This is a genomic window from Rhizobium sp. SJZ105 (assembly GCF_007828365.1).
GTDB lineage: Bacteria > Pseudomonadota > Alphaproteobacteria > Rhizobiales > Rhizobiaceae > Agrobacterium > Agrobacterium tumefaciens.
Genome location: NZ_VIUP01000005.1, coordinates 78,355 through 104,785, shown reverse-complemented (window position 1 = coordinate 104,785; position 26,431 = coordinate 78,355). Strand labels below are relative to the sequence as shown.

At 57.9% G+C, this 26,431-nt stretch carries 23 protein-coding genes; 9 read left to right on the top strand and 14 right to left on the bottom strand.

Annotated elements, in window-relative coordinates:
* Nucleotides 1-104 precede the first annotated feature (104 nt).
* The 6 genes from FB593_RS17075 to FB593_RS17050 all read left to right on the top strand — a co-directional run bounded on the left by FB593_RS17075 (nt 105) and on the right by FB593_RS17050 (nt 6,620).
* Nucleotides 105-1,304 (top strand): glycosyltransferase family 4 protein, encoded by a 1,200-nt coding sequence (locus tag FB593_RS17075; protein ID WP_145166787.1) that lies wholly within the window; start codon nt 105-107, stop codon nt 1,302-1,304.
* Between the two features lie 64 nt (nt 1,305-1,368).
* Entirely contained in the window at nt 1,369-2,628 is a 1,260-nt protein-coding gene (locus tag FB593_RS17070) for a DUF4038 domain-containing protein (RefSeq protein WP_321186285.1), read from the top strand.
* 254 nt (nt 2,629-2,882) lie between these two features.
* A complete protein-coding gene (locus FB593_RS17065) occupies nt 2,883-4,028 on the top strand; it encodes an MraY family glycosyltransferase (protein ID WP_065660123.1) in 1,146 nt (381 codons plus the stop codon).
* A gap of 142 nt (nt 4,029-4,170) precedes the next feature.
* Complete coding sequence (locus tag FB593_RS17060; protein WP_321186284.1) at nt 4,171-4,734, top strand: YdcF family protein; 564 nt, start codon at nt 4,171-4,173, stop codon at nt 4,732-4,734.
* Complete coding sequence (locus tag FB593_RS17055; RefSeq protein ID WP_162692320.1) at nt 4,731-6,008, top strand: hypothetical protein; 1,278 nt, start codon at nt 4,731-4,733, stop codon at nt 6,006-6,008. Before FB593_RS17060 ends, FB593_RS17055 begins: the two co-directional genes overlap by 4 nt.
* A gap of 3 nt (nt 6,009-6,011) precedes the next feature.
* A complete protein-coding gene (locus FB593_RS17050; protein WP_065660126.1) occupies nt 6,012-6,620 on the top strand; it encodes an acetyltransferase in 609 nt (202 codons plus the stop codon).
* Here FB593_RS17050 and FB593_RS17045 read toward each other — a convergent pair.
* Genes FB593_RS17045 through FB593_RS17035 form a run of 3 tightly spaced genes read right to left on the bottom strand, consistent with a single transcriptional unit; the run spans nt 6,584 to nt 10,238 of the window.
* Nucleotides 6,584-7,759, bottom strand: coding sequence for a glycosyltransferase (locus FB593_RS17045; protein WP_019566354.1), 1,176 nt, complete (start codon nt 7,757-7,759; stop codon nt 6,584-6,586). The genes FB593_RS17050 and FB593_RS17045 overlap by 37 nt on opposite strands.
* Nucleotides 7,756-9,039: a glycosyltransferase family 4 protein gene (locus FB593_RS17040; RefSeq protein ID WP_038493560.1), complete on the bottom strand. Its 1,284-nt coding sequence runs from the start codon at nt 9,037-9,039 to the stop codon at nt 7,756-7,758. The genes FB593_RS17045 and FB593_RS17040 overlap by 4 nt, the downstream gene beginning before the upstream one ends.
* Complete coding sequence (locus FB593_RS17035) at nt 9,036-10,238, bottom strand: glycosyltransferase family 4 protein (protein WP_186447938.1); 1,203 nt, start codon at nt 10,236-10,238, stop codon at nt 9,036-9,038. The genes FB593_RS17040 and FB593_RS17035 overlap by 4 nt, the downstream gene beginning before the upstream one ends.
* Before the next feature lie 687 nt (nt 10,239-10,925).
* Here FB593_RS17035 and FB593_RS17030 point away from each other — a divergent pair.
* Entirely contained in the window at nt 10,926-11,402 is a 477-nt protein-coding gene (locus FB593_RS17030) for an Hsp20 family protein (protein ID WP_112222131.1), read from the top strand.
* Nucleotides 11,403-11,475: 73 nt separating this feature from the next.
* Complete coding sequence (locus FB593_RS17025) at nt 11,476-11,775, top strand: DUF982 domain-containing protein (protein ID WP_035199246.1); 300 nt, start codon at nt 11,476-11,478, stop codon at nt 11,773-11,775.
* A gap of 194 nt (nt 11,776-11,969) precedes the next feature.
* On the opposite strand, the gene FB593_RS17020 is transcribed toward FB593_RS17025, so the two are convergent.
* From FB593_RS17020 to FB593_RS16970, 11 genes are all read right to left on the bottom strand, one after another.
* The gene (locus FB593_RS17020) at nt 11,970-13,217 is read right to left on the bottom strand and encodes a glucarate dehydratase family protein (RefSeq protein ID WP_111804141.1); all 1,248 of its coding nucleotides are present in this window, start codon (nt 13,215-13,217) and stop codon (nt 11,970-11,972) included.
* Nucleotides 13,217-14,014, bottom strand: coding sequence for a sugar phosphate isomerase/epimerase family protein (locus FB593_RS17015; RefSeq protein WP_112222067.1), 798 nt, complete (start codon nt 14,012-14,014; stop codon nt 13,217-13,219). The genes FB593_RS17020 and FB593_RS17015 overlap by 1 nt, the downstream gene beginning before the upstream one ends.
* On the bottom strand, nt 14,011-15,045 hold the full coding sequence (locus FB593_RS17010) for a hydroxyacid dehydrogenase (protein ID WP_162694094.1): 1,035 nt from the start codon (nt 15,043-15,045) through the stop codon (nt 14,011-14,013). Before FB593_RS17010 ends, FB593_RS17015 begins: the two co-directional genes overlap by 4 nt.
* Entirely contained in the window at nt 15,042-16,211 is a 1,170-nt protein-coding gene (locus tag FB593_RS17005) for an SGNH/GDSL hydrolase family protein (protein WP_112222071.1), read from the bottom strand. Before FB593_RS17005 ends, FB593_RS17010 begins: the two co-directional genes overlap by 4 nt.
* A 16-nt stretch (nt 16,212-16,227) precedes the next feature.
* Nucleotides 16,228-16,977 carry an SDR family NAD(P)-dependent oxidoreductase gene (locus tag FB593_RS17000; protein ID WP_003517575.1) on the bottom strand — a complete coding sequence of 250 codons (750 nt, stop codon included), beginning with the start codon at nt 16,975-16,977 and terminating at the stop codon, nt 16,228-16,230.
* An 18-nt stretch (nt 16,978-16,995) separates the two neighbouring features.
* A complete protein-coding gene (locus tag FB593_RS16995) occupies nt 16,996-19,326 on the bottom strand; it encodes an alginate lyase (protein ID WP_145166786.1) in 2,331 nt (776 codons plus the stop codon).
* A 70-nt stretch (nt 19,327-19,396) separates the two neighbouring features.
* A complete protein-coding gene (locus FB593_RS16990; protein ID WP_003517573.1) occupies nt 19,397-20,926 on the bottom strand; it encodes an extracellular solute-binding protein in 1,530 nt (509 codons plus the stop codon).
* Between the two features lie 60 nt (nt 20,927-20,986).
* A complete protein-coding gene (locus tag FB593_RS16985) occupies nt 20,987-21,868 on the bottom strand; it encodes a carbohydrate ABC transporter permease (protein ID WP_013761268.1) in 882 nt (293 codons plus the stop codon).
* A gap of 11 nt (nt 21,869-21,879) precedes the next feature.
* A complete protein-coding gene (locus FB593_RS16980; protein ID WP_013761267.1) occupies nt 21,880-22,809 on the bottom strand; it encodes an ABC transporter permease in 930 nt (309 codons plus the stop codon).
* Nucleotides 22,806-23,921, bottom strand: coding sequence for an ABC transporter ATP-binding protein (locus tag FB593_RS16975; protein WP_013761266.1), 1,116 nt, complete (start codon nt 23,919-23,921; stop codon nt 22,806-22,808). Before FB593_RS16975 ends, FB593_RS16980 begins: the two co-directional genes overlap by 4 nt.
* Nucleotides 23,922-23,951: 30 nt before the next feature.
* Nucleotides 23,952-24,662 (bottom strand): GntR family transcriptional regulator, encoded by a 711-nt coding sequence (locus tag FB593_RS16970; protein WP_035199230.1) that lies wholly within the window; start codon nt 24,660-24,662, stop codon nt 23,952-23,954.
* Nucleotides 24,663-25,103: 441 nt separating this feature from the next.
* Between FB593_RS16970 and FB593_RS16965 the strand changes: the two genes are divergently transcribed.
* Nucleotides 25,104-26,426 carry an NAD(P)/FAD-dependent oxidoreductase gene (locus tag FB593_RS16965; RefSeq protein WP_145166785.1) on the top strand — a complete coding sequence of 441 codons (1,323 nt, stop codon included), beginning with the start codon at nt 25,104-25,106 and terminating at the stop codon, nt 26,424-26,426.
* The last annotated feature ends 5 nt before the right edge of the window (nt 26,427-26,431 follow it).

Below are 26,431 nucleotides of genomic sequence, written 5' to 3'. Positions count from 1 at the left end.
CTGTCATCCCGTGGCTTTTTAGTATGTCGCCTTAGCAGCCACTTGTAACCATCCGCCGTCGATCCGTTGCGGCATGGTTGTGGATGCAGGAGCGAGAGTGTCCCATGAAGCTTGCCTATTTTGTCCTTCCTCATATTGGCGGCACCTATTCCGTCTTCAAACATCTTCGCAAAGGCCTCGCCGCCTATGGCATAGACGTGCGATGGCTCGGCGTGTGCAAGGAAACATACGGGCTACCTCTCGATCTGCGGGGTGAAAAGGCATTCGGGCAACTGCTGCGCATGCCCGTCAATCTCAGCGAACGTGAATGTGCATCGCGAATGGCGGCCGCCATCGAAGAAGGCGGGTTTGACGGGGTGATCGTCAATGTTCTTGGCGATCAGTTGCAGACGAATATCGCGCGCTATCTCCCCGAAGGTATCCTGCGTATTCTCGTCGTTCATAATATCTCACCCGGAACATACGCGGCCGCGCGTTCGGTCCGGGACTATGCCCATGTCACGATTGGCGTATCGGAGCGGTGCCGCGCCGATCTGGTCGCGCGCAACGGCTTTTCGAAGGATCGCACCTACGCAATCCCGAATGCGGTGGATAGCGATGCGTTCCGGAGCCAGGCGGTTCGGCGCGTCAACCGGGGGCCGGAACTCAAAGCTCTCTTCGTCGGCCGCATTGAAGATGCTTCGAAAGGCGTGATGTGGCTGCGGGAAATACTGGATGCCTCGCCTGAGGCAGTGCGCCTGACGATCGTCGGAGATGGGCCGGATATGGGCAAGCTCAGGCGAAGGCTAGACGGCCATGGCGATCGCGTCAGTTACGCAGGATCCGTGCAGCTTTCAGACATACCGGTCATCATGTCCAGTCACGATGTTCTCATCATGCCGTCCCGCTTCGAGGGGCTTGGCATGACGATGATAGAGGCAATGGCCGGCGGCTGCGTCCCGGTCGTGTCTCATATCCGGGGTGTGACGGACACGATTGTCGAGCCGGGCCGAAACGGCTTCCTGTTCCCGATCGGCAATTATACGGCAGCGGCTAATGCGATCGCGCGTTTGCATGCCGATCGCGACCTTCTCGAGCGGATGTCGATCGCGGGAAAGGAAATGGTCCTGAACCGCTTCAGCATCGAACGGATGGCCGCACGATATAACGAAGTCATTACCATGACACTCAACGACCGTCCCGGCCTGTCAACAGTGCTCAGGATGGAGGACTGGTCTATTCCCGCCGGTTTGAGGCCGGGCCTTCGAACCTATCTGCCGTTGCCCTTGAAAAACTGGCTTCGCGTCGTTCGTGAACGGCTCTGAAGCGATGCTCGGCGATCAGCGGCGACTTGGACATTTGTGCGGCGTCTTCTTTTTTTGGCTATGCATGTTTTCGACCTGCAACGCACAGGATCCCGTTTTTCCGCTGCAGACGTCGCAGGACGGGCGTTATCTTGAAGACAGCAAGGGTCTGCCGTTCCTGATTGTCGGCGACAGTGCGTGGTCGCTCATTGGCGATACCTCCATTCCCGATGCGGAATTTTATCTGGAAACCCGAAAGCGGCAGGGCTTCAACACCGTGCTTGTATCGTTGATCGAGCATCAGTTCTCCCGCAAGGCGCCGGCGAACTTCTACGACGAGAAACCTTTCGCAGGCGATGCCTTTGAGCAACCGAACCAGGCCTATTTCGAGAGGGCGGAAGCCGTCATAAAGGCAGCCGCCAGTCGCAATTTGCTGGTGCTTCTCTGTCCGGCCTATAGCGGCGCACGCGGTGGCCCCGAGGGATGGTATCAGGAAATGGTCGCGGCCGGGCCAGAAAAGCTGCGGGCTTATGGACGCTATGTCGGGCAGCGTTTTGCGAAGTATCCCAACATCATCTGGGTGCAGGGCGGGGATTACGATCCGCCAGATCGCAACCTGGTCATGGCTGTTGCAATGGGAATTGCGGAAACCAATCCTTCGGCATTGCAGACCGTGCATGGCAATCCCGACACCGTGACGAGCGATTTTTGGCGGGACGCTTCCTGGCTCGATATCGATTCAGTTTATACTTACGGCAATGTCGCGGTGGCGGTGCTGGATCGTTACCGATCTGGACCAAGACGCCCTTTTTTCCTCATCGAAGGCGCATATGAAGGCGAGAACGATGTGAAGGAGCGTCAGGTTCGTCTTATTGCCTATGGTGCGCTGCTTTCAGGAGCGAGCGGTCAGCTCTTCGGCAACAATCCGGTCTGGCATTTTTCCGCCGCCGGGCTTTATGAAGCGAAGGACAGCTGGCAGGGTTCGCTGAACAGCCGTGGTGCTCAAAGCATCACCCATCTGGCCTCGCTTTTCAGACAATTGGCATGGTGGAAGCTCGTACCCGATCAGGGCAGCTTGCTGAAAAGCGATGCGGGTGCATTCGCGGCGCGCGACAGGGAAGGGTCTTTCGCCGTGATCTATCTCGACACTCCTTCCGTTGCGATTGATCTCGACAGTTTGGCGGCAGGCGAGAAAACCCTTCGCTGGTACGATCCCTCGAGTGGAATTTACATCGAACCGATCGAGCGTCTTGGCCGCAGCGGCCTTCGCAACGTGACGGTGCCGGCATTGGCGAATGCTTTCGGCTTTCAGGACTGGATTGCCGTTCTCTCCACACAGGAATGATCACGCATAAGATGCCGCTGGCTGCCGAGTCGTTCATCTGTGGTCGCTTGCCGTCAAGGTCCCAAACCTAGCTCTTTCGATGGTCGATCCGGTTCGGGGGTAGGCAGGGTAGATGTTAATTTCGACACCCTCTCCCTTTGGTGGATTTCACACGCCTTTTGCCCGCATACCCCTCAGGGCCGGTGTTTTTTAGGATCGTCAGGAGGCGAGTTTCGTCGCAAATGCGCCGCCAAGGTTCAGCGTGGGGATAAGACATGTCGGGGATACTCTTCAATACCATCGCTACTTTCATTCTGTGCGTATCCCTCATCGTCGTTCTCAGGCGCCTGACCATTGTGTTTCAGCTTGTGGATCGCCCCGATTCAATCCGCAAACGCCACACGGGAGCCGTTCCGCTTTGCGGTGGCATCGCAATCTTTGCCGCTTTCGCCGTTTCCGCCTTCGTTGGTGGGTGGAGCGAGGCTCTCGGCATGAACTTCTGGCTCGGACTGGCGGTCATCCTGCTGATGGGCGTCGTCGATGATCGCCGGCCGCTGCCCGCGGCAGGACGACTTCTCATGCAACTGGCAATGGCGATCGCTCTCGTAGGCGGCGCCGATATCGGCTCTCTCTCCATCGGCGTGCTGTTCACGCAGCATTCGGATCTGTTCCTGCCGCTGTTTTTCGTCATCGGAGTTCTCTTCGTGACCGGGCTGGTGAATTCGTGGAACATGCTCGATGGTGTGGACGGGCTTGCTGGCGGCACTGCGGGTGTCGCGTTGATCTGGCTGATGATCGTGGCGATCTTCGCAGGTATCGGCGACGTCATCCCGCCGCTCCAGGCACTCTGCGTATGCCTCTGCGCTTTTCTGGTCTTCAACATGCGCGGTCCATGGCGCGCGCGGGCGAGCATATTCCTCGGCGATGCGGGCAGTACCGCACTGGGTGCGACGATTGCTTATGTTATCGTCCTGCTGGCGACCACAAGCGCTGCCGTATCCTTTCCGGCATTGCTCTGGATCGTGATCCTGCCGATCACCGATACGCTCAGCCTGATTGTTCGCCGTATCATGAACGGCCGCAGTCCAATGTCGGCCGATCGCTGGCATTTTCATCATCTGCTGCTGGACTATGGTTTCACGCCGGCGGCGGCAACGAACACGCTGGTCGTCATTTCCTTCATTTGCGGCGGCGTCGGTTTTGCCGGGATAAAAGCCGGTATCCCGCCGGAAATGATGGCGGCCGGACTTCTCGTGCCGATTGCCCTCCACACGGCCTTCGTTCTAACCGCGACGGGCTATCTCTCGAAAACCTGGCTTCACAGGGGTAATTTCGATCTCTACCGCGAGGTGGCGCGTCTCCCTGTCTCCGCCAACGCCGCACCGGAGCCAAGAGCCATGCAATCGGCGAGTGAAGAGTAGTCGCATCATGAAAGCGCCGTGGCCCGGAACGCGAATTCCCTCGACACCGGTTTCGAAAGGACGGCTTTCGCGTTTGCGCATTTCCCAGAACATCAGAAATGTTCCGCCATTGAAACGGAACGCGATTTTACTGGGCTTGATGATGCTGAGTGCAGTCGGGCTCTACGGACTTGCCCTCGTTTCAGCGGGGTCGCTCCTTGTCGTGGAGGACCCGCCTGCGCAGGCCGACGTCATCGTTGTTCTGGGCGGTGACGGTCCACCTCGAGCTGCCCAGGCCGCAAAACTATGGCACGAGGGAAGGGCGCCGCTCGTTCTGGTGACTGGTTATGGGGATTGCGACTTCATCCGCGACATGCTGGTGCGGTTGGGGGTGGATTACGCAGCCGTCTCAACGGAATGTCTTTCGCTCAGCACTTGGGAGAACGCGACATTCTCACAGCCGATACTGACTGGAATGGGAGCAAAAAGCGCCATTCTGGTCACGAGCTGGTTTCATTCACGGCGCGCAGTAAAGCGCTTCCGGTTTGTGATGCCTCAAATTCAGTGGATTTCCCTTCCTGCGCAACGAACCGTGTCGCTGTGGCGGCTTGCCATCAACGGCGACGGGGTGCAGGTGTTCAAGGAATATGCCAAAGCGCTCCTCTACGACCTCAGAAGCAGTTTCGTGCGGGATTTTCCTCCGGTTCAGGCGAGGCTCGCCTCATGAACACGCTTCTGGTTTTTTGCCTCTTTGGTGGTGTTATCCTGCTCATCTGTTGGGGAATGATGCGTCGGGAGCGAATTTACGAGTTCCCGTTTCTGACGGGCGTCATCACGTTCAGTTTCATCTTGCCCCAGGTTCCCGGACTGGCGTCAGAACGATTCTTGCCGGAAGGCGCGTTTGCAAGAACCGCAATCTTTATGATGCTGTGCCTGTTCATGTGCTGGTGGGGATGGAGCAGAACGGCAAAACCCCTTGCATTCTTTCGTATCGATTTCGATGAAACACGTCTGCTGATCGTCGCAGCCGTTCTCTCGGTCGCCGGCGCCTACTTCTATTTCAAGCTTAGCCGTTTGCCGGGAGAGTTGACCATTGCGGTGCAGATGACCGGAGTTCCGGTCATGTACATCTTCTTTTCGCGGTTGTTGAGCTATGGTCTGGCCATTGCGGTGCTTTGCCTTGCACGGCGATTTTCCTGGCTGGCGCTGGCTGTCCTTGCGTTCGATCTCGTCTTTTACCTGGATCGCATCGTGATAACGGGAAAGCGCGCCGAAGCGGTGGAACTCATCATGATGTTCGCGCTGGCATGGTGGTTTTACAAGGGATGGGCGATCCCGCGCATCTTCGTGATCGTGGCACTTTTCCTCGGCACACTGTCGATGAACAGCATGGGCGACTACCGCGCCATCACCAAGGCCAACGACGCTCCCGTGTGGGATGACATCAAGAAGATAGATTTCATCGGCAATCTTGAGAGAGTGTTCCGGGACGGCGGCGACGAGATGCGCAACGCGATCATGCGGATCGACAACACCGCAAACACCTTGCAATTCGACTACGGCAAGTTCCACTGGAACAGGCTGGTGTTCAACTTCGTGCCCGCGCAACTCGTGGGCGTGGAAGTCAAGCAATCCTTCATGCTGCCGGTGCCGGTCCAATCGCGCGACTACAATCCTGTCCTCGGCACGACCGAGACCGGAATGGCGGATGCGTTCGGATCCTTCTGGTATCTGGGAGCGTTCAAATTTTTCCTGCTCGCCTATCTGGTGCGCCGGATCTGGGTGACCGCAAACACGGGGGAGTTCGCTGCGCAATTCACCTATCTGCTGTCGATCATACCGTCCATGCACGCCATCTCGCATCAAACCGACTGGGTTCTCATGGTCTGGGTGCATATGCTGATGTTTGCAGCGCCGGCGCTGGCATTTGCCGTCATACCCGCGCGTGTGCAGCAGCGTCGATACGCGATACGATCCTTGACGTCTCAAGCCGGAGGATAGGCCATGCGCTCACGATACGACGATCCTGCCTTCCAGCATGCAACGACGCCCCTGCCGCGCTTCGGAGGTCCGACCTTTGCGCTGCATTTGCGGCTGAAACGGCTGGTCTGGATGATCGTCTGGCGACTTCTTGCCTCCTGGACGCCGCCGCCGATGCGGCGCTGGCGCAATTTTCTCCTGCGTAGTTTCGGCGCGCGCCTGCATGCCACGGCAATGGTGCATTCCAAGGCGATCGTTTGGTGGCCGGGGCACCTCGTCATGGAGCGTCATTCATCTCTCGGACCTGGGGTGATCTGCTACAACGTCGACATGATCACGATCGGCCAATATGCCTCTGTCTCGCAACGTGCCCATCTGTGCACCGGGTCGCATGACGTTCAGGATAGCGCGTTTCCTCTCGTGACGCGGCCGGTGGTGATCGAGGAGGACGCGTGGGTGGCGGCGGAAGCCTTCGTCGGTCCCGGTGTCGTCGTCGGCAAGGGGGCTGTGCTTGGCGCGCGAGCCGTCACCGCGAAGTCATTGGAGCCTTGGACGATCTATGTCGGCAATCCGGCAAGGCCAGTCGGCTCGCGTCGTCAGGAAGCGGCCGCGTCCAACGCGCTCAGCCGATAACCTTCAAGCGTGGCATGGGCGATTGCCGGCCAGGTGAATTTCTCCAGCACGAGTCGGCGGCCGTTTTCGCCCATCGTCCTCGCCTTGGCGGGATTGCTGAGCACGCTTGCCAGGCCCTTGGCAACCTCGGCCGCGTCAACCGAGACGATAACCCCGGCATCGGCAGCTCCGACTTCGGGAAAGTGACACTGGTCGGTGATAACAACAGGCGTGCCGCAGGCAAGCGCTTCGGTGATCGCCATGCTGAAACCCTCCTGTCGGCTTGGCAGGCAGAAACAGTCGGCATCGACCATGGCTTCGAGCTTCGCTTCGCCGTAGATCGCTCCGACCATAAAGACGCGGTGCCGGATGTTAAGTTTTTTCACCAGGTGCATGAAGTGGCCCTCTGCTCCACCGGGCGGGCCTGCGACGACGAGATCAACGTCGACGTAGGTGTCACAGATAGCCGAAAAGGCCGAGGCAAGGATGTCGATACCCTTTTTGATGTGCAGGCGTGACAGGAACAGAATGTATCGCCTGCCGTGCGCCAGGGCGATTTTCTGCCTGAAATGTCCTCGGGCGGGCAGGGGATCGAATTCCTCGGCAAAAACACCGTTCGGAATGATCAGATTTCGTGCCTGGAGATTCAGCGGCTCTACAGCTGCCATTTCATCGACATTTAACAGGTGCAGGAACGCAGCCTCGTTCAACATCTTGCGGTAGCACAGCATCAGGGCGATCTTCTTTTTCCACGATCGCTGGCCGAGACTCCAATGGTCCAGCATGCCGGCCGGGCAAATGCAGTAGGGTACGCCAGCGGCGCGGGCGAGCTTGGAAGCATAGAGCAGAAATGGCTCCCACACGCCGTGAATATGCATGAAGGAGGCATCTTTCAGCACGGCTTTCAGCATGCGCCGGCCCCTGAAGCAGAACAATGTCTCCAGCCTCCCGGCCGGCGGCAGGAGATGCCAGTGGATATTCTCGAAATGCGGTATGGTGCGGCCAATTTCCTTGACCTGCGCTTCAATGGCGGCGTCGCCATAGCTGACGATATTCACATCTGCGCCGAGGCCGGCCTGTGCAGCGGCTAGGCGCATGGCAACGGCCTGCAAGCCGCCGTATTTGGGATCAATCGAAGCGATGACGTGGATGATCTTCATTTCTCTTTGTTCCCCAGGTATCGCGTGTCATCGGCCATGCAAAGACCCGCCGACCCTGACAGATTCGGCCCGGACAAGGCGGCAAGAAGCCGCTCGCCATATGACTCCACGGTATGTTCAGCTGCGCGCAGGAGTGCATTGGTGGACATGCTTCGCCTGAGCTCAGGATTGTCGGCAAGCGCACGCACCGCAGTTGCGATAGCTTCCGGATCGCAGACGGGAACGATGAAACCTTCGACACCATCGCGAACGACGCTGCCGGTGTTTTCGGTCGTTATAACCGGCAGGCCCGCTGCCAGTGCTTCATAGACGGCGGTCGCGGAGCCTTCGCAGAGCGACGGCAGCAGGAAGACATCCGCCCACCGAAACTCCTCGACGATCTGCGAGCGCGGAACGATCCCTCTCAGCTCGACCCATTGCGAAATCTCCTGCTTGACGTCATCGGGCACACGAACGCGGCCCGCCATCCGGAAGCGGGCGGCGCCCTCCATCAATCTGGCGGCTTCCACAACATAGGGCGATCCCTTGCGCAGCCCGACTTCGCCTACGGTCAGGACCCTGATTGGCCCCGGCATGCGCGCCGGTCTGTCGATGGCAGCGCTGGCATTGACGCCATAGGGAACGACGACACACCGGTCTTCCGGCCCGCCACATGCGACCACGTGCTTGCGGACAAATTCCGACGGGCAGACGATGACATCTGCAAGGCGCCACTCCGCTTTCTCCCGATCGGCGAATAGACGCGCATGCGGATTATCCCGCACAGGGCCGGCCCATTTGGGAAACCGCATCATTTCCTGGTCCAGAAGCGTTTCGACGACATCGCGTGGCGCGATCATTTGCTCGACTGCGGTCCAAAGGCCCTGCTGTTTTGCCGCCCGCATCTGTTCGAGTGCGTCGCCACTGAAGGCGTAGAGCCCATCTGCGCCATGGAAGCCGCGCCGGGCCACCATTTCGGAGAAAACCGACCCGGCCCAGATCGCGTGAGAGGTTTCCTCTACAACGTCTTTCGTTCGCATGTGGCGCAGCACGGAACGGAGGCCAAAGCTGGAAAACACCGTCGTCAGCGCTGTCGGCACGCCTTTGGGCAGCCGGCCGGCAAGCCGTTTGACAGGTGCGGGATAAAGGGTCGCCGGAAACGAATTGACGATCCGGGGCCAACCTTTCGTGGCGCATATATCAGTGTAAAAATGCGCAAGGCGGCCAGCGGATGCAAATATTCTCGGTACGGCATAATGCATGCGGGCGCCGAGCTGACTGACGACGACTTTGTCTTTCATGACGAGATACCTTGAGCGATAGGTGGCCTGGAAGGCTCGACAGTCTGCAGCCCGGCGATCAGCACTGCCCAGGCATCTGCCGCCTTTTCTCGGGAATAGTCGGCACACAGCAGCCGCCGTGCCGCATCCCCCATTGCTGTCGTGGCATCTGGGTCGTCGCAGAGCTTTTCGATGGTGCCGGAGAGCTTTTCGGTCTCTCCGATTTCGACGGTGCTGCCGCATCCTTTGGCTCTGAGAACGCGCGGTACCTCTCCATCAGGGTCGCCGACGAAGATCGTAGGCCTCCCGGCCGCCAGGATTCCATAGAATTTGCTTGGAATGATGCAGTGTTCCAGTTCCGGCAGCAGCGAGACCAGATGCACATCTGCAACGCTCAGGCTTTCAGCAAGTTTCTCCACGGGCTGCAGCGGCTTGAAGATGACGTTCTGAAGACCGAGATCCTGAACGACAGTCTTCACAGCCGCGTGCTGGTGTCCGCCACCAATGAGAAGGAACCGGATATCCTGTCGGTGCTCGAGACGTTTCGCCGCTGCCAGCATAGTGCCGAACTCATGCGCCCGCCCGAAGTTTCCTGAATAGCCAACGACAAACACATCCTGCAGTCCCCACGCCTTCCGCAGGCTGTTATCTTTGGGCAAGACAGGATAGATTTCCTCCCCATCCGACCAGTGATGCAGGACGCTGACGCGATCCTTTGCAAGGCCTTGAGTGAAGAGGAATTCCGCCATCTTGTCAGTGGGGCAGACAACCATGCCGGGGGTTCGCAGAGACCAGTTGCGCGCCTGCGTCAGCCATGGCGCAAGCCACCGTGCACGTTTCCTGAAAAATCCAAGCTCGATTGCGGTCTCGGGAAAAAGATCCATGATCCAGTTCACCATGAGTGCGCCCTTGAGGCGGATCGCGATGCTGCTCATGACGGAGAGGAGCGGAGGATCGGTGCAGACAACGACCGTGTCCGTTGCCCGAACGTTGCGCAGAAGCCAGGCGAATGCCAGCACCTGAAAAAGAAGATAATCAACGCTACGGCGCATGAGGCTGTGCCGGCCGAAGCGACCGCTTGCGAGCCGTTTGATCTGTACACCCCGAACCGTTTCCGTTGCGGGCAACACGCTTCCGGGATGATTATGAATTTCGCGACTTGCAACGACAGTCACATTCATTCCGCGCTGCGCCATTGAAAAGGCGAGCGATGATATCATACGGCTTGTTGCCGACTGGTCGGGGAAACCGTACCTATTCAGGAAGATCGTCCTCACGCTTTTTTCTCCCACGAAATGTCCGGTCTGAAGGAGCATTCTTGGCGAGGTGAAAACAGGCGGCAAGCTGGTCGTAAGGACTAGTGGGCTCATGATACGGAGTGGCTATTACTCCGAAGTTGGCGCCGTACTATCCTTTTGGTAGCTGAAACGCAGATGACGCCCTTATGGGTTATGAAATCCATGATGCCCCGGCCAATCAATGGCAGGGACGGCCGATGTGGATCGCGAACTGACTGCGCGCCGTCCCGATGCGCAGCCGCACGCGACGCTCTGTGGCCTCGAACCGAAGTCCTGTCTTAGATATGGATGTAACACCGAGTCCGACCGAGTTACCCGCCGATGTCCAGGAGAGTGGTGCCTCAATGGCGGTTCCAGGTTGTGCCCAGGCTCGGGCAGAAATCCTGCTTCCCGGGCCGAATATCGGCGTGGCTGGAGGCGTTTGATCGCGCGGTACCCGAGCCATATTTAATACGGGTGCGAAAGCAAATTTCGTTCGCTTCGCATCTTGATTTTGAAAACACGAAAAACCAAATCGTCAGCCGCCAGTCGCTGATGACAGGACTGGCCGTGCTGGAAGCGCCGCTTTTGGCGCTTTGGTACCCATGTTGCTTCAAGGAGGATATGGTTATGGCAACATCTTACGACTATGCACCGTTGTACCGATCGAGCATCGGATTCGACCGGGTCTTCAATCTTCTCGAAAACGCCCAGCGCACCCGCTCGATCAGTGACTGGCCGCCCTATGACATTATCAGGACGGCCGAAGACAGCTATCAGATTTCTATTGCGGTGGCTGGTTTTACACGGGACGAGATCGACATCACTTTCCAGTCCAATCTCCTGACCGTGACAGGCAAGAGGCAGGAGACACCCGCGGAGGGCTACCTGCACCGCGGCATTGCGGCCCGTCCGTTCGAGCATAGGTTCGAGCTCGCCGATCATGTCAGAGTGAACGGCGCCGAACTGAAAAACGGTCTCCTTTCGATCGATCTCGTCCGCGAAATCCCGGAGGCCCTGAAGCCCCGGAAAATCGACATCCAGACCGATGCGGTTCTGGTGCCGACAGTTGCCCCGGGCCAGATCGAAGCACAGAGGGCGGCTTGATTTACATTGTTGGATGAACAGGGGCGCCGTCGCGATGGCGCCCACGAATATCCGGGATGGGAAGGAGAAAGTAATGAAACCCGATATGTTCAGACAGCCTGTTTTCATTCTTGTCGGTCTCGGCTTTCCAGCGGAGGTTCGAAACGTGCTGGAGGCCTACCGACATCTTTCCGAGTGGCCCGCAACAAACCGAGATAGCGCACATTCCATTGCGCTTAAGGCATGTGCTGCCGCGTTGCGCGGCGAGATTGAAGCGGAGACCGCCCGCGGTTTGTTCGTGGCCTTTGCCGAAAGACACGATCTACTTGCACCGGAAGATGGTGTCATCGCCGCGTCTCGTCTTTCGCGCGACAGAGATCCGCATGTGAATTGAGATAGGCCGGATGATGAATGTGTAGCGGGAAGTTGTCCGCTATGCGGGGCGGTATCGTGCACGGGCTCTAGAATGCCGAGCGAGCTGATTTGCCGCCCCTGCGAAGCGATTACCGCGAAGACTGTCACGGTCTGGGTAAGGAGGACAGGTGTGCTGCCTCGAGGTTGACGAGGGTGTAACATGGCATCTTCTCGTCACCAGCGTGGCACACGTCTTTCATAGTCTGGGTCGAAGAGCTTCATATAGGCCGTATCATCACGTTCTTTCATCGAGGTCTGTTCGTAAAGTGCCGCAAGTTCGGTGAGTTTTTGCCGATCGAGCGTCACGCCAAGTCCCGGCCCATTGGGGACATCGAGGCGACCGCCACGGAACGTGAACGGCGTGCCCTCGATCACGTCGACACCGGTCCATGGGTAATGCGTGTCGCAATCGAAGCTCAGGTTCGGCGTTGCGGCGGCAGCATGGACCATTGCCGCCAGTGTGATGCCGAGATGCGAGTTGGAATGCATGGAGACGCCAAGACCCAGTGTCTCGCAAATCTTCCCGAGATGGGTCGAGGCGCGCAATCCACCCCAATAATGGTGATCTGACAGCACAATCTGCACCGCATTTTTGCGGAAGGCCGCGGCGATCTGGTCGAATTCAAGGACGATCATGTTCGTGGCGAGCGGGATCGACGTAGCGGCTGCGACTTGTGCCATCTGATCCATACCGATGACCGGATCCTCGAGATATTCAAGGATATTCTCAAGCTTGCGTGCGATGTAGATGGCCGTGTCCACAGTCCAGCCGCCATTGGGGTCGATCCGCAGCGGATGCTTGGGAAAAGCTTCCCGAAGCTTCAGCATGGTCTCGATCTCGAGATCCGGATGCAGCACGCCACCCTTGAGCTTCAGCGACTGGAAACCGTATGTGTCGACCATCCTGCGGGCTTCGCCAACCATCTGATCAGGCGTAAGTACCTCTCCCCATTCATCCTCGGCTTCACCTATATGGGCTGCGAATTTGAAAAACAGGTAGGCGCTAAACGGAACGCTGGTACGAATGGCGCCACCAAGCAGATCCGAGACCGGCCGCCCGAGAAGCTTGCCCTGAATGTCGAGGCAGGGGACTTCAAAGGCTGAGGCAACCACGTCCGTCAACTTGTGATCGGCCACCGCCGATTTGGCATTGATGCCGCCACTGCCGGGCAATGCGGTGATGACGCGAGATTTCAGCTCGTGAAGATGAAACGGGTCGAGTCCGATCAGGGCAGGGGCCGCCCGTCGCAACCCATCCAGCGCCTTGATACTTCCGTAACTTTCACCAAGGCCGACCGTACCGTCGTCACATATGACCTCGATGACGGTGCGCAACGCATGCGGCTGATGCACGCCTTTACAGTTCAGTAGCGGCCTGTCGGGAATGGCGACCGGTGTGAGGTGAATTTCGGCTATGCGCATTAAAAAGCTCCTTGTCGCCACCAGCCGCGCGCAGCTTTTAGCGCATCGTCCAGCGGGGACAGTTCGGGATGCCAGTGGCGTTCCCATTCCAGACTGAGAGGGATATGTCGTTCATCCGACTGTAAAAGCGAAAGCAGTTCCGCCATGGGAAAATCGCCATGGCCGGGCAATACGTAGCGTCGTCGGCCATCGCTGTCCGTGGTGCTGTCCTTGACGTGCAGATGGACGACATTTTGTGCGATGTGTTGCCAAAGGATTTTGAGATCGCTGCCTTTGGCCCAGGTGTGGTGAGTGTCCCACAAGAGCTTAGATGCTGGCACGCACGCGATGAAGTGGAGAAGCTGCTCGAAGTCCGCCAGCGCGTCGTGTGTTTCGATCATGAGGTCGACATTCAGACCGCGTGATAGTCGCAGCGATTGCCAGTTGTCCAACAGGCCCGCTGCCTGTGTCATCTCATCCTGTCCCAACTGTTTGCCACCGTCGAAGATGCGCAGATAGGAAATGTTCGCGGCTTCCGCCCAGTCTATAAAGGGCTCGATGGCGGAAAGATCGGTGCTGCCGAATAGCCGAATGGATGTGTTTAGGGCGGCAACCTCGAGATCACTTTCGGCCAGAAAGGCTGCAAATCTGGAAGGAGTGGCAAATTCGGCAGTGAGTGCCGGGATGAGGTCGACCGTACCGGAGAGCGTGCGCAACTCCACATGCACGATGCCATGCCTCTGTGCCAGATCGGCCGCTTCGTGCAGGCTAAGTTCGGAGCAGCCAAGCGTTGAAAAACAATAATCGAAAGCGCTCATGCCATACGCTCCATATCCTGTTTGTGGACCGGGTGAAGCGCGGCTTGCCCCGCGACGAAACGTTCGATCTCGGTAATGGCGAGATCGGAAAGCGCCCGCAATTCATTTCCCAGCGCCCCAGCAATGTGGGGGGTAAGCACGACATTGGGCAAATCGTAGAATGGGCTATCCGTCGGCAAGGGTTCCGGCTCCGGTGTATCGATCAGGATACGCAGCCGCCCGGAAAGTGCCTCGGCCAGCAATGCGTCGTGATCGACCAGCCAGCCCCGTGCCGTGTTGATGAAGATCGCATGATCCGCCAGCAGCGCCAGTTCGCGGGCACCAATCATGTGGCGGGTTTCAGGCAGGATCGGCGCGTGCAGGGAGACCACATCGCACCAGGCGAGAAGCTCGTCGAGCTCCATTTTTGTAGCACCAATTGCGGCCGCGTCTTCCACCGAAAGAAAAGGGTCGTAGGCGGCGATCTCGAATTTTCCGCGCGTGAGCATTTCCATGACAAGCCGACCAATCCGTGACGCGCCGACGATGCCGACTTTGCGGGAATGATTGCCGAGATGGGGCAGGCTCATGCCACGTCTGCTGCCAAAACCGCCGGTGCCGCGCTCTACCCGATGCTCGTCTCTCAGACGAAACACATCCTTGCCGCACATGATGATTGCCGCATAGGTAAACTCGGCAACCGGCACGGCCATGGCCGATGCCGCCGTGGTGATAAGAATATCGGATGTTTCCCAGAATTCGGCGGGAGCAACAGCGCGCACCGAGGACGCGGCATAAGCGACCATCCTGAGCTTTGGCGCACGGGCGAGGCGCTCGCGTGTCAGGGATGGCGTGCCCCAGGCGGCGAGCAAAATGTCCGCCTCGGCCAACGCTTCTGCTCCCGCTTCCGTGTCGAAATCCGTGTAGGGGAAACCCGGTATGATGTCGGTTACGGCATTCATACGTGCCCATTCGCGCGAACCAAAGAAACCTTCGGGAAGCTCGTTCCGCATGGCGATCAACAGCCGTGGTTTGTCTTGAGATGGTCTCATCGGCGTACCGGACTTGAAACAGGTCGAACCTCGATGCGGTTGACGTCGATTTCGATCGGTTGAGAACCGGGCCGCAGGATCACATCGAGAAAAACTTCGGGAGGGGCTTCACCTGGCCTGAGTTTCAGGGGAGGAGTTCTGAGCGCCCCTGTCCATTGGGTGGCAGGGAAAGGAAAAAATGTGCCGTCTTCGGCAGGGAAAGGCGCAAGTGCTACCGCCTGCTGTCCTTCGGCTGCAGCATCTTTCAGACGCAGCGATACTCCGAGTACGTCGCTATGCGCCGGCACATCAACATCGCATATGGCCTCCACCCATAAGCCTGTGCCCGGATGGACAAGCCGCCCGCCGAGACGGTGGCTTTGTTCACCTGTTTCCGTGACTGTCAGGGCTGAAAAATCAGAGGCCAGATTGCCAGCTGGATTGTTTACCGGGTCAAAACGATCGTCTGTCGCCAGAATACGGGCCGGCGCTCGCGGCACGATCGCCTCCAGATAGGTGGCAAGCAGCTTTCCTACGGCAAAAGCGCCTGTCACCGCAAAATGGGTGCCGTCGTCGGAATAGCCGGGATGAGGCTCGCCGAATTCACTTTCGGGATCGACCCATGCCGAATTCCAGTCGAAGACATGGCAATTGGCATGATCTGCGGCAAATTCGATGCTCTGCCGGTTGATCCAGTGCGCTTTTGCCCGCTCTGCACCGCCTGCCGGCCATTTCTCGGTGCCACGGGCGAGGATCGGGAGCAGGATGACGGTTTTGCCTGCGTCGAGCAGAGCCGAAACGATCCGCGCCCGTGTATCGGCAATCGTCTGGCGTGTTTCCACCATCATGTCGTTAGTGCCGGCATCGACGATGACCAGATCGAAATCCGATTGCAGCAGTCGCGGTAGCCGCCGTTCGATCTCGATTGCCTTCTGGCCGGAAACTCCGAAATTGAGGCCGGAAAAGAACCGGCTGACACCCGGTCGATTGCTCGGTTCCCAGCCTGTTGGTGCTGATGGATCATGGTGGACAGGGCAGCAAAGCCTGCCATGCGACAATACCTCGGCCCAACTCATCCAGCCGCGGGCCGATGTGGCCAGCGAGGACGCGTCGCCAATATGGTTCTGTTGGACGAGCGAAGTGCCGAGAACGGCAATCCGGCTCGCCCTTGGTAACGATACGGACATGGTTTTTTACCGGATATCAGGAGAACAGGACGCCGCCATTGATGTCGTAGCAGGCGCCGGTGATATAAGCGGCATCGTCGGACGCAAGAAACGCCACCAGACCGGCAACGTCTTCGCTTGAGCCTTCGCGCTTCAGCGATGTGGCGCCTGCCACCCTTTCACGCACTTCGGGTTTGGTGAAGGTGTCGTGGAAGGTGGTGGAGATCATGCCGGGGCAGACGGCGTTGACGCGAATATTCGGGCCAACTTCCTTGGCAAGTCCTCGGGTAAAAGTCATCACGGCACCCTTGGAAGTGGCATAGGCGAGCGCGCCCGGCCCACCGCCGTCACGGCCCGCCTGCGACGAGAAGGTTACGATCGCGCCGCCCTTTGCCATTTTGGGCAGTGCGGCCTTGGCTGTCAGGAACAGCGACGTCAGGTTGACGTCGAGGACCTGATGCCAGAAGGCTTCGTCCATGTCAGCGATTGTCTTGCGGGCGATAAGCCCACCCGCAACATGGACGAGGCCATGGATCTCACCGAATTTGTCTGCGGCAGCAGAAATGGCAGCCTCTACTTCGCTTGCGTTTGTCAGGTCTGCCTTGATCGCCAGAGCCGAACGGCCAAGCTTTTCGATTTCGGCAACAGCCGTGGCCGCACCTTCAGCGGCTCCATTGTAGGTGAGGACGACATTGGCGCCTTCCTGCGCAAAACGAATGGCGCATGCCCGGCCGATATCCCGGCCGGCGCCGGCTACAACAACGGTCATATTGGTAAAACGCTGCATTTGAAGAACCTCGTATGGTTAGAATTGCTTGGGAAGGGAGAGCTTGAAACGCTCGTCGTCGACGTCGCTGAAATAGATGTCGGTCGAAAAACCCTGATCGTCTATGAAGCTGAAGATGCGCTTCGGCTCCTTTAAACTGTAAGGCACCAGAAGGGTGACCAGCCGATGCCGAGTTGCTGCTGGAACCGTGGCGCAGACGTGATGGTGGATATCAAGACCCTCGAACTCCTTGGGATCAATGTCGGGAAAACCTTCGACGGCCGCGATCTGCGGTGTGCCGGCTGACGAGAAGACAAACTGGCCGTAAAAGCCCGCCTTTTGGCCATTGTAGCGAAAGCTCGACTTGCCGGTCTGCGGTGCCCCTGTGGTATGGCAAAGCCATTGCAGTTCCTGGGGCTCGGAGCACTCCACCTCATCGACAATCACGAAATAGCTGTCGTTGACGAAGTGCATTTCGCGCTGCGCTTTCATAACCGACGGGTTCGCGACCTGATAGGCAGACGTCGCATCTCCGAGGATCCGGATATGTCCCGGATTTTCCTCAACCGATACGATACGGCCGGCGGCACGACGCGCGAGTGCCTTGTCCTTTTCCGCATATTGTCCCTTGCCGCCGATCAGGACGGCGTTCTTCGACCGTGTCTGACGGCGCCAGTTCAGATGCATCTGCGAGTTAAACGCCACGTAATAGCCGGACTGGATCGCCAGATCCTCGCCGTAGGCATAGAGGACGAAGGCATTCTGGTCGCCATGGCTATGGCTTAGCGAACCGTAGGGACTGGATTTGAAGACGAATTGCAGATGCCGTTCCGGGTCTTCCATATGTTGCTGGATGGTCGCCCAACCGATATCATCGAAAACAGCGAGTGCCGGCAAGTCTGCAGGCGAGACTGCTTCCACCTGCTGATAGTCGTGACGATAGACGAGATCGTCGAAGTTCAGGTCCCACCAGCCGTAATTGTAGAAGGCCATTTCTGTGCCCGTCGCATCGGCCTTGATGTGATCGAAATACCATTGGTAATGGCCGTTGCCGGTAACGCCGGCAAATTGCCGAACATTGTAACCCAGTTTCAGGCCGGGAAGATCGCCAAGCGTGGAGTCGTCGCCAAAATTGGCGCGACGGGTTCCCGGCGCCTTGGTATAAAGCGGGAAGCGCCCCGTGTTCTGGAAAAATGGCCGCTGATAAAGATCGTAACCGATATAGGAGCGGACCAGATTGGCGGCCTCTATGAGATAAGCCATGCCGGTCATCCAGTAATGTGGCCCTTCCGCCCAGCCACCGTCAGTTCCAGCCCAGGGAGAATAGAGGGTGGCGAGGAATTCAACGGTATAATCGAGCCATTCGCCCGCCTCGTCGCTTTCGCCCTGAAGTGCGATACAGGCCGGCGTCAATACTGCCGAAAGCGAACGTACGGCATGGCTGTCATAGGGAAACACGTGGATGCGGGCATGGGCAATAACATGGTCGGCGACCTCCCGCGTTCGTTCAAGAAGAACCGAGCGTACGGTCTCGCGCTCGTCTTCGCTCAGATAATCGTATAGCCAGTCATAGCCCCAGGCGAGTGCCACGACGACGCGGAACCCCGCCTCGTCATTATAGGCCCGGGAGGTCGCGCCTTTCGGATCCCAGCCAGCGACTGCCAGCAGCCACTTGCGCGACGCATCGAGTAGTTCGTCGCGTCCGAGCACCCGACCGGCAATGGCCAGGTGCCGGATCGCATAGATCACTTCCTGGCAGTCGATATACATCTGTCGCCAGAGTCCTGCGACACGCATATTGTTGGGATAAGGCTGAGGTTCCGGCATGACTGGCCGCTCAAGCCAGGGTTTTACCGATTTCTCGTAGAACTCGGACCAGCTGCAATGATTGGGGTCCTTTGCCACCGCCTCCGAGAAGCAGCGCAACTGTTCCGGATTGAGCCAGAGCCGTGGATGGCTGGCATGCGCGGCTGCATGACGGGCCTGCCTGCCAGGTAGTGGCGTTTTCGGCAGCGAAGCGTCGATCTCGAAGCTGCGCACGGTACTCCAGTTGGAATCCGGCGTCGCGGACGTCTGGCCCCACAACGCATAACACCAGTGATAGCGGCCTTCCGGAAGGGCTTCGTCCGGCGTGAAGAAATTCCACGCGAGATCTTCAAAGACGAGCGTCTTTTTGTCTGCAAAACCGGGATCGGACGAAATCCGCAATACGTAGCGCGCACCGTCGTCGATGTCGGGCAGCCATGAAAAGCGCGGAGGGTTCTCCGTCGGCGGTACTTCTTCGCTCGGCTCGTAGCCAATGGTCAATGAACCCGGCCGGGGTTCATCGAGAAGTGTCTGTCGGGAGATGGCCGGGGCAGAGGGACACATTGCGCTCTAACTCCTATGAAAACAGAAGGGAAAGGATGGCGGCGACAAAGCCGCCATCACGGTCGAAGGTTTATTGCGCGGCCTTGTACTGGCGGTCATAGGCCGACTGCATCATCTTGATGACCTCGTCGTAACCGAGGGCCGTGAGGCGCTTCTTGTAGGCATCCCAGCCGGCATCGACGTCCTGGGCACCCAGTATCCAAGTCTGCTGCATCTCGGTCATGTAGGTGAGGATGCTCGGCCAGTAGCGGTCGAATGTCGCCTTTTCCTCTGCGTTCAGGGAAACGCCCATGAACTCATCCTTGAGGCAGTTGCACTTGTCGTACATATCGATGCCTTCAAGCGCGATCTTGTTTGTCCACTGGCGCTCATATTCGTAGTCCATCCAGTATCCGCGCGGGATCGCCGCACCGACCGCCCACAACTGGGCATTCACCGGGTCCTTGTTGTCGAGGATTTCCTTCTTGAATTGCGGCTTGCCATCGACCATCTCGTAGGTCAGGCCCTCGACGCCGAAATTCGACAGGATGCGCCCCTGTTGAGAGAACCAGAAATCGAAATACTTGATTGTTTCGACCGGGTGTTCGTTGGTCGCCGAAATAGCCCAGCCGACGGGCTGGACACGCAGCCGACGGGAATCCTCAAACCGTTGGCCCGAGACCGTCTTTGGCGGCAGCATCGGCTTTAGCGCGAAACCGTTGATCTTTGGCGACAGGGCGTCGTTGTAGGTCGAGGTGCTGGCGAACCAGTCATGCGTCATGCCGCCGAGATTGTTGCCCAGCAGATATTCACGCGAGCGAGCACCGCGGGTGAAAATCTCCTTGTCGATCAGGCCTTCCTTGTACCATTTGGCCACGTTGGAAATCCCGGTCTTGTAGTTTTCCTCCGCCCAGGGATGACGAAGTTGTCCGTCATAAACGGCAAAGTCGCCATAACGCTCGGATCCGGACACGCGCGCATCCCACAGATTGATAAGGCGGACCGCATCGATTTCCTCACGGGCAAAGTAGGGAACTTCATCCTTGAGACCGTTGCCGTTCGGGTCCTTGTCACGGAAGGCTTTCAGAACTTCGTAGACCTCTTCCGGTGTTTCCGGCTGCTTCAGCCCAAGCTTGTCGAGCCAATCCTGGCGGATGAACCAGCCGCGCGAGAACTTGCCATCAGGGACGTAAGGGATGAAATAGAGCTTGCCGTCCGGTCCGGAGATGGCGTTGCGGATTTCCTTGTGGCTGTCGAAGAATGCCTTGAGGTTGGGGGCGTTTTCCTCGATCAGGTCATCGAGTGGAATGAATGCGCCCTCCAACCCGTAGCGAATGAAGTCTTCCTTCAGCCCGCCCGTGGCGTCGCCGCCGACGATGTCGGGAAGGTTGCCCGAGGCGATCAGAAGGTTGAATGCATCGCGGCTGCTGGTGGTCGCCAGCGACGCCACGTTGCGGACATGAATGTTGGTGATCTCGGCGGCCTTTTGCTCCACCGGCCATTTTTCCGAGTAGACGTATTTGTCACGGAAGTGGAAGTGGATCGTAAGCTCCAGCGGATCCTTGGAAATTTTCCCTGAATCCTGCGCCGATGCCGGCAAGGCCAGGGTTGCGGCTGTCATCAACGCCAGTAGGGGCGTGCCTTTTCGTAGTGCTCTCACAGGTTCTCCTCCCTTGTGCTGCTACTCTTTCACTCCGCCCAGCAGAATTCCTTTTGTGAAATACTTCTGCGCGTAGGGGTAAATGATGAGGACGGGAATGATGGAAGCGATCATGATCGCGGATGTTACCGTCTCGAATGAATAGTGGGCGGTGAGCAGACTCGATGCGAATTCGTCGTTCGAGTTAAGATCGACGATCACGCGCTTCAGATAGACCTGAAGCGGGATCTTTTCCTCGCCGCGCAGCAAGACCATCGCCCAGAAGTAACCGTTCCACCGCGAAACGACGCAGAACAGCGCAACGGTGACGATTGCTGGCTTGGAAAGCGGAATGAACACCTTCCACAGCAGCTGCAACTCGCTTGCGCCGTCCATTTTGGCGGCTTCTTCGAAGGACTTTGGCACCGCTTCGAAGAAGTTGCGCAGCAGAATGACGTTGAAGGCGTTTGCCGCAAACCCGAGGATGATGCCGAAGCGGCTGTCGAGAAGTCCAAGATCGCGCATGTTCAGAAAGAAGGGGATCATGCCGGCGTTGAACCACAGCGTAAAAGCGATGGCGATGTTGAAGAAAGTGCGGCCGCGCAGGCGTTTGCGCGAAAGGGCGTAGGCTCCGGGGATCATGATCAGCAGGCTCATCAGCGTGCCGCCGAAGGTGTAGATGAACGTGTTGCCATAGGCGACCCAGAACATCCTGTCCGACAATACCCTGTCGTAAGCGGCAAGGGTCACATCAACCGGCCATAGCGTGACACGGCCAGCCGTGACGGCGGCCCCAGAAGATAGCGAGACCGACAGCACATAGATGAAGGGATAAAGCGTCGACAGAACGAACAGACCCAGAAGAATGGCATTTGCCCAGCCAAAAATCCTGTCGCCGCGGGAATATAGATTGAAGTTTGCCATCTTTCAGCTCCTCACCAAAGCGATGTCGACGAGACTTTTCGGCTGATGCGATTTGCCGAATAGACGAGGACGAAAGCGATAACCGCATTGAACAGTCCGGCGGCCGTCGCGAGATCGTATTGGGTACCCTGCAAGCCGGTGCGGTAAATGAAGGTGGAAACGACATCTGCCGTTTCATAGGTGGATGGCCGATAGAGCAGAATGATATATTCGAACCCGACCTCGACCAGATTGCCGATGCGGATGATCAGCATGATCACGATTGTCGGCAGGATGCAGGGCAGGGTGATCCGCCACATCATCTGCCAGCGCGATGCCCCGTCCACCCGGGCGGATTCATAAAGCGTCGGGCTCACGCCAGCGATGGCGGCGAGATAGACGATGGATTCGAAGCCCGCTTCCTTCCAGACCGACGAGCCGATATAAATCGGACGAAACCATTCCGGCTGGGTCAGGAAGTATATCGGCTCGAATCCAAGGCCTTTCAGCAGAAGATTGACGATGCCTATCGACGGCGACAGGAAGTTGATGACGATGCCGGCCACGATCACCACCGAAATGAAATGCGGCAGGTAAACGATCGTCTGGGCCCAGCTTCGGGCAACGCTGTTTTGAACCTCGTTGAACATCAAGGCCAGGATGATCGGTACCGGAAACGCGAAGATCAGGCCGAGAGCGCTGATTTTTAGGGTGTTCCAGAAGGCGCGGATGAACATGTCGTTGTGAAAGAGCTCCGCGAAGTTTTCAAAACCGACCCACGGGCTCTTTGCAATGCCGCGAAAAATCGAGAAGTCCTGAAACGCGATGACCAGCCCGTACATGGGCTTATAGAGAAAGACGGCGAACCAGATAATCATCGGAGCGAGAAGTAGGTAGAGCTGCCAGTCGCGGCGAACATCTTCCTGGAGATCGTGAAGGCGTTCCTGAAAACCCTTTTTCATGGTCGCGCCCCGCTTGGGGTTTTCAGCGACCTTCCGGTTGCCGCATCGAAGACATGGATGCGTGTGGTATCGATGCCAAGTCGGGTGACGCCGTTGAGAGTATGATCGCCGTAAAGTGTTTCCGCCTTGGCGATAAATGGCTGGCCATCAGCCCTGCCGTGGAGCAGAGCCTCCGCGCCCAAGGGCTCCACGAGGTCGATGCTGCAATTGAGGTTTTCACGACTGTCTTCGGTCTCTACCGACATGATTTCGGGTCGCAGGCCGAGTTTGACCTGCTGTCCTTCCGTCGCATTTTTCGCAAATGCTTCCGGGACGCTGAAGCGTTGTCCGGCACTACCCGTGATTTTGACCTTTACGGTGCCATCCTGCTTTTCAATCGTCCCGTCCAGAAGGTTCATGGGCGGTGAGCCGATAAAACTTGCGACGAACGTGTTGGCCGGTTCGAGGAAAACCTCCATCGGCGAACCGACCTGCTCGATATGGCCGCCATTCATGATGACGATGCGGTCCGCAAGTGTCATTGCCTCGACCTGATCATGCGTCACGTAGATGCTGGTGGCGTTCATCCGCTTGTGCAGCAGTTTAATCTCGGCCCGCATGTGGGTGCGCAGCTTGGCGTCTAGGTTCGAGAGAGGTTCGTCGAACAGGAAGATTTTTGGCCTGCGCACGATGGCACGACCCATGGCGACACGTTGGCGCTGGCCACCGGAAAGATCCGCCGGCTTGCGGCCCAGATATTCGGTGAGCCCGAGGATCTGTGCAGCTTCTGCCACCGCTTTATCGATAACCGCTCGCTTTTCGCCCCTGACTCGCAGGCCAAAAGCGATGTTATCGGCCACGCTCAGATGCGGATAAAGCGCGTAGTTCTGAAACACCATCGCGACATCGCGGTCTTTGGGCGCGATCTTGTTGACCACTCGGCCGTCCATTGAAACGGTGCCGTCCGAAATGTCTTCCAGCCCGGCGAGCATGCGCAGCGTGGTGGACTTTCCGCATCCCGAAGGACCTACGAGGACAACGAATTCCTGCGGCTGTATGGAAAGATTGATACCGTGGACGACTTCAAGGGCACCATAGCGCTTGACGACGTCGTTGATTTGAACTGCGGACATGAAAGGCCCCTCCTCAAAAGCCTTGAATGTTCAGTCAGGCGTCTTCTGCCCCCGTGACGCGCGCTTCCTCGTGACGCGCGTGTTTACCTGCTCGATGAAGGTCCAGATCTTCGGGTTCTTGGAGAGTTCTGCGATTTTGGTTTCGAGTGATCCGAGGTGGCGCTGTACGGCCTCTCTTGCCGCTTCGACATCGCCGGATTCGATTGAGTTCACGATTGCTTCGTGCTCTTCGATAACCTTCTCGGTGCGACGGACTGCAAAAACGCGCTTCAGGTGTCGCATTCGGTCCATTTCGCCTTTCGCCTGATTTACCACGCTCCAGGCTCCAGGAAGGCGAGCTGCCGAAAAGATCGTGCGGTGGAATTCCTCGTCGAGCAGGAAAAAGTTGGTGAATTCCTCATCCGCGGCAGCAGTGCGCTGCTGCGACAGACAGGTTTTCAGCCGTGCTATGTCTTCCAGCGAATGCCGCTTGGTGGCCTCGATCACAGCGCCTTCTTCCAGCTTGAACCGGATGAAACAGGCCTCCATGTACCGCTGAACGTCGATCGGCGAGATGTAGGTGCCACCTTGCGGCACGACAGTCACGAAACCTTCTTCAGAAAGGCGAATGATCGCCTCGCGGACGGGCGTTTTGCTGACGTGCAGCAGTGTCGCGATCTCCTTTTCCGACAGCGCCCGCCCTGGGAGCAGCTTCACCTCGACAATCAGTTTGCGAAGTAAGGCATGGATCCTGTTGGTCATGTTTCCTTCAGCCGGCAGGTCTTGGGGGGTGACGAGTTCGGACAGCGGTAACGATGGGAATTCAAGGGTAACAGACATATCAAATGCCTAACTGATATATTAGAATTGAAAGTGACATATCTTTTGATTTTCCTTGAGTCAAGCCCTGGGCAGTCTCGTGTTGGCGGTTGAATAATCGGTTCCGACCTCAATGCGTCCGGCAGTGGCCGGTGTTGTCTCGGCAATCTGCCGATCCATGCTTGCCTCGTCTCACGGAAAAAAATCACTATATGAAAAAACAACGCCATGACGGTCGTAATATGAGATCGCGATTGACGATTTGCTGTAAAATCTGGCACGCATAGAAAATCAGCAGTGCTCATCTGTAATCCATGTCGAGACATCTTTTCCCGGAACTGTGCCGTTCCCGGATTACCTTCGTGTGCCTTGAGGAGAACGAATTTGGGAAAATTTTCACCTTTTGACCAAACCTTGTGGTTTGCAACCGCAGCGCCCGCACCGAAAACCGCGAGGCTCGAAGGCCGTGTCGATGTGAACGTCTGTGTCGTGGGCGCGGGATATACCGGACTGACGACGGCGCTGGAGCTGGCGCGCAGGGGCGTCAAGGTTGCTTTGGTCGAAGCGCAAGAGGCAGGTTTTGGCGGTTCGGGCCGCAATGCCGGCCACTGCACCCCGACCTTCAGCTATTACAGCCTGCCGTCGCTCGGAAAAATTCTGGGCGAGCCCTGGGCGGAGCGTCTTATTCACCGCCAGACGCGGGCCAATGATCGCGTCGTCGAGATGATCTCGACCTACGGAATCGACTGCGAATGGGTCCAGAATGGTTATGTTATGGGCGCATTGCGTCCCGGCGCCATGTCCACGCTGCAGATGAAGTCTGATGCATATGCCGGCGCTGGCGCGCGCTGCCGGGTCATTGGCAGGGACGAGGTCGAAGCGTTGACAGGCAGCCCTCGTTTTTATGGCGCCTGGTATCACGAGGAGGGCGGTCATTTGAACCCGCTTTCATACGCACGTGGCCTTGCGCGCGCCGTTATCGCAGAGGGCGGGCAGGTGTTTACCGCGTCCCCGGTCGAGGATGTCCGGCCAGAGGCCGGGAAATGGTCCGTGCGAACGCCCCGGGGCACTGTGCTTGCTGAAAAGGTGATCTTCGCGACCGGCGCCTACACCGTCGGTGGCTGGAAAAACCTCGATAAAAGCTTTCGCATCAAGAAAGTGTTTCTCGCGGCCACCCAGCCGCTCGATCCGGAAACGCGCGCAAAAGTCCTGCCCCACAATACGACCATGCATGATGGGCGCGGCGATATCTATGTCTACAAATACAACCGTGAAGGTCGCATTGTTGCCTCCATGTTCCCCATGGGCCAGCGTGGCGCCGACCCTGACTATACCCGGCAGGTTCTCACAGACCGGCTGAAATTCCTTCATCCGCAGATCAGCGAGGAAATCCGTTGGGAATATTTCTGGTTCGGTGAACTGGACATGCAGATGCGCACTGTCCCGAGGCTCTATGATCTGGCGCCCGGCATCATTGCCTGTACGGGACTTTCTGGCCGCGGCGTGCCAACCGGCTCCATGCTTGGCGGCGTCTTGTCAGAATGGGCGCTGGGCGTGCCGGACAAGGACCTCTCCCTGAAAGTCGAACCGCTGCACAAGGCGCCGTTGCTGATGTCCTTCGCGCCCGGTCTGCGCCTTCGTTATTTTCGCATGCAGGAAAATCGTGCAACCCGCAAGGAAGGCGCCACCCTTCTGCCCCATGCCTGAGAAAG